Below are 511 nucleotides of genomic sequence, written 5' to 3'. Positions count from 1 at the left end.
AGGTCGTTGGCATCCTCGTAGCCTGCGGCGATCGCCAGAATACGCGCCCGCAGCATGTCGGGCAGTTGGTGCAGGATCCGCGCCGGATCGCGCGGGTCGGCAATGAGGGCTGCAAGCCTCCTGGCAATGCCAAGCTGGTTTTCCGCTGCCCCAAGAAGCAAGACGCCGCCATCTGAAGTGATCTTTCCACCATCGAAGCCAGCGCTGACTTTTTTGCCTGACAAAGATGGCAATGCGGGAAAAACTGAAGCAGGATCGGTCATGTGAACATGGGCGTATTTTGTCCGACGGAAAAAATGGTCTCGACACCCATATTTCTACATTACTTCAGTGGCTTACACCACAATCAGCAGCTTGATAGATAGAACTCGGTGCATAATCCGGGCTAGCAGCCCGTTGAAAAAGGTCGGTGTTTTGTCGGCTCAATTTTGACCCACGAGGATTGCGAGATAGCTGTTGTGACCGGTTTGGTCCGTTGTCACTGTCCAAAAAGCGCCCAATACAAGAATAT

Annotated in this window: 1 protein-coding gene; it reads right to left on the bottom strand. The window is 53.2% G+C overall.

What is annotated here, in order from left to right:
- Positions 1 to 263, bottom strand: a 263-nt coding sequence (locus E1297_RS00730; protein ID WP_196223097.1) for a transposase, incomplete at its 3' end; no start/stop codon positions are given.
- Between the last annotated feature and the right edge of the window lie 248 nt (positions 264 to 511).

The organism is Roseibium sp. RKSG952 (assembly GCF_009711355.1).
The sequence above is the reverse complement of the archived record's forward strand: the minus strand, read 5'-3'. Positions and strand labels throughout refer to the sequence as shown.